The organism is Acinetobacter sp. YH01004, assembly GCF_013420455.1.
GTDB lineage: Bacteria > Pseudomonadota > Gammaproteobacteria > Pseudomonadales > Moraxellaceae > Acinetobacter > Acinetobacter towneri.
Map to the genome: position 1 here is coordinate 1 of NZ_VOXZ01000037.1, position 1,718 is coordinate 1,718.

Annotated in this window: 1 rRNA gene; it reads left to right on the forward strand. The window is 51.7% G+C overall.

Going from position 1 to position 1,718, the window contains the following annotated elements:
• Positions 1 to 1,694 (forward strand): 23S ribosomal RNA (locus FTT71_RS13145); the annotation flags it as partial.
• Positions 1,695 to 1,718: the final 24 nt, after the last annotated feature.

Genomic DNA, 1,718 nt, shown 5'->3' on the forward strand with positions numbered 1-1,718 from the left:
GAAGGTGGATTGAGAAGTCTGCTGGAGGTATCAGAAGTGCGAATGCTGACGTGAGTAACGACAAAACGGGTGAAAAACCCGTTCGCTGAAAGACCAAGGGTTCCAGTCCAACGTTAATCGGGGCTGGGTGAGTCGACCCCTAAGGCGAGGCCGAGAGGCGTAGTCGATGGGAAATTGGTTAATATTCCAATACTTCAGTGTAATGCGATGAGAGGACGGAGAAGGTTAAGTCAGCCTGGCGTTGGTTGTCCAGGTGAAAGGAAGTAGGCATGCATCTTAGGCAAATCCGGGGTGCTCTATGCTGAGATCTGATAGCAAGCTGTACTTGTACAGTGAAGTGGCTGATACCCTGCTTCCAGGAAAAGTCTCTAAGCTTCAGTTACACTGGAATCGTACCCGAAACCGACACAGGTGGTCAGGTCGAGTAGACCAAAGCGCTTGAGAGAACTCTGCTGAAGGAACTAGGCAAAATGGTACCGTAACTTCGGGAGAAGGTACGCTGTTGATGGTGATAGGACTCGCTCCTTGAGCTGTCGACAGCCTCAGAAACCAGGCCGCTGCAACTGTTTATTAAAAACATAGCACTCTGCAAACACGAAAGTGGACGTATAGGGTGTGATGCCTGCCCGGTGCTGGAAGGTTAATTGATGGGGTTAGCGTAAGCGAAGCTCTTGATCGAAGCCCCAGTAAACGGCGGCCGTAACTATAACGGTCCTAAGGTAGCGAAATTCCTTGTCGGGTAAGTTCCGACCTGCACGAATGGCATAATGATGGCGGCGCTGTCTCCAGCAGAGGCTCAGTGAAATCGAATTCGCCGTGAAGATGCGGTGTACCCGCGGCTAGACGGAAAGACCCCGTGAACCTTTACTGCAGCTTGACATTGAACTTTGACCTTACTTGTGTAGGATAGGTGGGAGGCTTTGAAACTTGGACGCTAGTCCGAGTGGAGCCGTCCTTGAAATACCACCCTGGTAATGTTGAGGTTCTAACTCTGTCCCGTTATCCGGGACGAGGACCATGTCTGGTGGGTAGTTTGACTGGGGCGGTCTCCTCCTAAAGAGTAACGGAGGAGTACGAAGGTGCGCTCAGCGTGGTCGGAAATCACGCGTAGAGTATAAAGGCAAAAGCGCGCTTAACTGCGAGACCCACAAGTCGAGCAGGTACGAAAGTAGGTCTTAGTGATCCGGTGGTTCTGTATGGAAGGGCCATCGCTCAACGGATAAAAGGTACTCTGGGGATAACAGGCTGATACCGCCCAAGAGTTCATATCGACGGCGGTGTTTGGCACCTCGATGTCGGCTCATCTCATCCTGGGGCTGAAGCAGGTCCCAAGGGTATGGCTGTTCGCCATTTAAAGAGGTACGCGAGCTGGGTTTAGAACGTCGTGAGACAGTTCGGTCCCTATCTACCGTGGGCGCTGGAAATTTGAGAGGATCTGCTCCTAGTACGAGAGGACCAGAGTGGACGAACCTCTGGTGTACCGGTTGTGACGCCAGTCGCATCGCCGGGTAGCTATGTTCGGAAGGGATAACCGCTGAAAGCATCTAAGCGGGAAGCCTACCTCAAGATAAGATTTCCCCGAGGCTTTATGCCTCCTAAAGAGCCGTTGAAGACTACGACGTTGATAGGTTGGATGTGGAAGCATAGCGATATGTGAAGCTGACCAATACTAATTGCTCGTGAGGCTTGACTATACAACACCCAAACAGTTGGGGTTG